This is a genomic window from Kitasatospora sp. NPDC093558 (assembly GCF_040683475.1).
GTDB lineage: Bacteria > Actinomycetota > Actinomycetes > Streptomycetales > Streptomycetaceae > Kitasatospora.
Genome location: NZ_JBFBDY010000526.1, coordinates 1 through 4460, shown reverse-complemented (window position 1 = coordinate 4460; position 4460 = coordinate 1). Strand labels below are relative to the sequence as shown.

Genomic DNA, 4460 nt, shown 5'->3' with positions numbered 1-4460 from the left:
GACATCGTGCTGCTCAACACGGCCGCCGCACTGCGGGCGGCCGGGCGGTGCGAGGACTGGCACCGGGGCCTCGCCCTGGCCGCCGAGGCCGTCGACAGCGGGCGGGCCGCGGAGCTGCTGGACCGGTGGGTCGTGGCGAGCGCGCGGTCGGCGGCCGGGGGCGCCGCGGCTGCTCCGGCCGCTCCTGCCGCCGTGGTCGCCGCGTGATGGCCGGCGCGAACGACCCGAACGACACGGATGACCTGAACGACATGACCACTGTGAACGACACGAGCGAGGAGCAGCCACGTTGACCAGGCTGACCAGCCGATCCGTCCTGCCCGGCCTGATCGGGGAGCTGATCGAGGCGGCGCACCGCCAGACCGATGCCCGCAGGGCCGAGGTGGCCCTGCCCGAGCTGGAGGCCAGGGCCGCCGCGGCCCCCGCCGTCCGGGACTTCGGGGCCGCCCTGCGCGCCCCCGGCCTCGGCGTCATCGCCGAGCTCAAGCCGCGCAGCCCGCTCAAGGGCCCGCTCACCGACGACTACCGGCCCGCCGACCTGGCCCGGCGCTACGAGGCGGGCGGCGCCTGCGCGCTGTCCGTCCTCGCGCACACCGAGGGCTTCGGCGGCCGCCCGGAGGACCTGGCGACCGTGCGGGAGGCCGTCGGGCTGCCCGTCATGCGCAAGGACTTCATCGTCGACGAGTACCAGATCGCCGAGGCCCGCGCCTACGGGGCGGACGCCGTCCTGCTGGTGGTCGCCGCCCTCGACGAGCAGCGGCTCGCCGAACTGTACGCGTACGCCCGGGACTTGGGACTGCACGTGCTGGTGGAGGTGCACAGCGAGGCGGAGGCCGGCACGGCGCTCGCCCTCGGCGCCGTGAACATCGGCGTCAACCACCGGGACCTGCGGGACTTCCGCATGGACCTGGGCCTCACCGGCCGGCTGCGGAGCCGGATCCCGGCCGACCGGGTGCTGGTCGCGGAGAGCGGCGTGCGCACTCCGGCCGACGCCCGCCGCCTGCGGGCCGACGGCGCGGACGCGGTGCTGGTGGGGGAGACGCTGATGACGTCCCCCGATCCGGCGGCGACGGTCGCGGAACTGAAGAACGCGGAACCGAAGAACTCGGCATCGCCGGCAACTGCTCACGGAACCACTGAGGAAACGTCATGACGACCGACACCTTCTTCCTGCCGGACCCGCAGGGTCAGGTGCCCAATGCCGCGGGCTACTTCGGCGACTACGGCGGCAAGTTCATCCCGGAGGCGCTGGTCGCCGCCGTGGACGAGGTCGCCGCCGAGTACGAGAAGGCCAAGGGTGACCCGGCCTTCGCGGCGGAGCTCAACGACCTGATGGCCAACTACACCGGCCGGCCCAGCGCCCTCACCGAGGTCCCGCGGTTCGCCGAACACGCCGGTGGCGTACGGATGTTCCTCAAGCGCGAGGACCTGAACCACACCGGCTCGCACAAGATCAACAACGTGCTGGGCCAGGCGCTGCTCACCAAGCGCATGGGCAAGACGCGGGTCATCGCCGAGACCGGCGCCGGCCAGCACGGCGTGGCCACCGCCACCGCGTGCGCCCTGTTCGGCCTCGACTGCACCATCTACATGGGCGAGGTCGACACCCAGCGCCAGGCGCTGAACGTCGCCCGGATGCGGATGCTCGGCGCCGAGGTGGTGGCCGTCAAGTCCGGCTCCCGCACCCTCAAGGACGCCATCAACGAGGCGTTCCGCGACTGGGTCGCCAACGTCGACTCCACCCACTACCTGTTCGGCACCGTCGCCGGCCCGCACCCGTTCCCCGCCATGGTCCGCGACTTCCACCGCGTCATCGGCGTCGAGGCCCGCCGCCAGATCGTCGAGCGCGCCGGCCGGCTGCCCGACGCCGTCGCGGCCTGCGTCGGCGGCGGCTCCAACGCCATCGGCCTCTTCCACGCCTTCGTCCCGGACGCCGGCGTCCGCCTGGTCGGCTTCGAGCCGGCCGGCCACGGCGTCGAGACCGGCGAGCACGCGGCCACCCTGACCGCGGGCGAGCCCGGCGTCCTGCACGGCTCCCGCTCCTACGTCCTGCAGGACGAGGAGGGCCAGATCACCGAGCCGTACTCGATCTCGGCCGGCCTCGACTACCCGGGCATCGGCCCGGAGCACTCCTACCTCAAGGACAGCGGCCGCGGCGAGTACCGCGCGATCACCGACGACGCCGCCATGCAGGCCCTCCGCCTGCTCTCCCGCACCGAGGGCATCATCCCGGCCATCGAGAGCGCCCACGCCCTGGCCGGCGCCCTGGAGCTGGGCAAGGAACTGGGCCCGGACGGCCTGATCGTGGTCAACCTGTCCGGGCGCGGCGACAAGGACATGGACACGGCCGCGCGCTACTTCGGCCTGTACGACGGCACCGCCGAGGGAGAGAGCAAGTGAGCACCGCACACACCGGAAACCTGGACCTGCTGAGCACCACCCTCGCCAAGGCCAGGTCGGAGGACCGGGCGGCCCTGGTCGCCTACCTCCCGGCCGGCTTCCCGACCGTGGACGGCGGCATCGACGCCGTCAAGGCCGTCCTCGCGGGCGGCGCGGACGTGGTCGAGGTCGGCCTCCCGCACAGCGACCCGGTCCTGGACGGCGCGATCATCCAGACCGCCGACGACATCGCCCTGCGCGGCGGCGTGAAGATCGCCGACGTGCTGCGCACCGTGCGCGAGGCCTACGAGGCGACCGGCGCGCCGATCCTGGTCATGACGTACTGGAACCCCGTCGACCGCTACGGCGTCGAACGCTTCACCGCCGAACTCGCGGCGGCGGGCGGCGCGGGCTGCATCCTGCCCGACCTGCCGGTCCAGGAATCCGCCCTGTGGCGCGAGCACGCGGCCAAGCACAACCTGGCGACCGTCTTCGTCGTGGCCCCCAGCAGCCAGGACGCACGCCTGGCGACCATCACCGCCGCCGGCTCCGGGTTCGTCTACGCCGCCTCCCTCATGGGCGTCACCGGCACCCGCGAATCGGTCGGCACCGAGGCCCGCGACCTCGTCCGCCGCACCCGCACCACGACCGACCTCCCGGTCTGCGTCGGCCTGGGCGTCTCCAACGCCCGACAGGCCCGTCAGGTCGCCGAGTTCGCCGACGGCGTGATCGTCGGCTCGGCCTTCGTGAAGCTCATCCTGGAAGCCCCCGACCTCCCGACCGGCCTGACCGCCGTCCAGTCCCTGGCCGCCGACCTGGCAGCGGGAGTCCGCCGCACCTGACCCCCGGCCCCGCCGGAGTGCCCATGCAGCAGCGTCCCGGTGGTGTTCCCGCTCCCCCGGGAAGGACCGTCCGTATCCTGACTATCGACGTGTGCGGGCGGTGGATGCGATCATCGGTTGCTCGGGGCACCAGCCCCCGCCGAGCTTCCCGACGAGCGCAAATGGTGATCATGGAAGAGTCCCGTCGCGAACGCCTGACCAGCCTCGCCGTGTGCGCGGGGGCGGGTGGCCTCGCGCTCGGTCTGGAGCAGGCGGGGTTCGATCCCGTGCTGCTCCTGGACAACCGTCCCGTGGCCTGCGAGACGCTGCGGCTGAACCGCCCGGAGTGGCACGTCCTGGAGGCCGACCTCCTCGACTTCGTTCCGGAGGAGCACCAGGAGGTCTACGACGTGGACCTCCTGGCGGCGGGTCTGCCCCGGGTGAAGGCGAGTGCGGCGGTGGGGCGCGAGGACAGCGACGCGGAACTCCGGCTGCTCGAGGCCACCGTGATGCTCCTGCACGGTGTGCAGCCGCGTGCCGTGCTCATCGAGAACGTCTCCGAACTGGCGGTCAAACCCGAGTACGGACCCATCCGTTCGCGGGTCGAGGTCGAGCTCGATCATCTCAACTACACGTACGACTGGTTCGTCGTCAACGCGAAGTGGCACGGCGTGCCCCAGGACCGCAAGCAGGGGATCCTGGTGGCGTTGAAGGGGGACGCCATGCGCCACTTCGAGCCTCCGGCGCCGGACGGTGAGCCGCCGCTGACGGTGGGGGAGGTGTTGGGCGACTCGATGGCCGCCCGAGGGTGGCCGCACGCCGCGGTCTGGGCCGACCAGGCCCGGGAGGTCGCCCCGACCTTGGTCGGGGGTTCCTGGAACCGTGGTGGGCCGGATCTGGGGCCGACCGGGTCGAAGCGCTCCTGGGCCCGCATGCGGGTCAACGGCGGGACCATCGCCGACCGGGTCCCCGGCCCGGAGGACGGCTGGGACCCGTCACCGGACGGCACGGACATGGTGAAGCTGACCGTCGAACAGGCGGCGAGGCTCCAGGGCTTCCCCGACGACTGGGCGTTCGCCGGCGGCAAGACGGTCCGCTACCGGCAGGTGGGGCACGCGTCGCCGCCCCCGGTGGCTCGGGCCTTCGGGCTCGCCATCCGGGCGGCGCTCGGCCTGCCCGCTCCGGCGCTGCGGGACCGGTGGTGACCCGCGTCGCGCGGAGACGATGACGCCCGCGGTGGGACGGCATACGATGCCGTCC

At 73.0% G+C, this 4460-nt stretch carries 4 protein-coding genes and 1 pseudogene; all 5 read left to right on the top strand.

The annotated features are described in order from the left end of the window. A pseudogene (locus tag AB0O00_RS30655) lies at positions 1-141 on the top strand (anthranilate phosphoribosyltransferase); the annotation flags it as partial. A 175-nt stretch (positions 142-316) separates the two neighbouring features. Next, the gene (gene trpC, locus AB0O00_RS30650) at positions 317-1153 is read left to right on the top strand and encodes an indole-3-glycerol phosphate synthase TrpC (RefSeq protein ID WP_363657288.1); all 837 of its coding nucleotides are present in this window, start codon (positions 317-319) and stop codon (positions 1151-1153) included. Further along, positions 1150-2400 carry a tryptophan synthase subunit beta gene (trpB, locus tag AB0O00_RS30645; protein WP_363657286.1) on the top strand — a complete coding sequence of 417 codons (1251 nt, stop codon included), beginning with the start codon at positions 1150-1152 and terminating at the stop codon, positions 2398-2400. The genes trpC and trpB overlap by 4 nt, the downstream gene beginning before the upstream one ends. Beyond that, positions 2397-3221, top strand: coding sequence for a tryptophan synthase subunit alpha (trpA, locus tag AB0O00_RS30640; protein ID WP_363657284.1), 825 nt, complete (start codon positions 2397-2399; stop codon positions 3219-3221). The genes trpB and trpA overlap by 4 nt, the downstream gene beginning before the upstream one ends. 170 nt (positions 3222-3391) lie before the next feature. Further along, a complete protein-coding gene (locus AB0O00_RS30635; RefSeq protein WP_363657282.1) occupies positions 3392-4405 on the top strand; it encodes a DNA cytosine methyltransferase in 1014 nt (337 codons plus the stop codon). Positions 4406-4460 lie beyond the last annotated feature (55 nt).

Excerpts from the sequence above, each read along its gene's own strand:
- AB0O00_RS30635 (WP_363657282.1), top strand. The coding sequence starts at position 3,392 with ATGGAAGAGTCCCGTCGCGAACGCCTGACCAGCCTCGCCGTGTGCGCG.
- trpB (WP_363657286.1), top strand. The coding sequence starts at position 1,150 with ATGACGACCGACACCTTCTTCCTGCCGGACCCGCAGGGTCAGGTGCCC.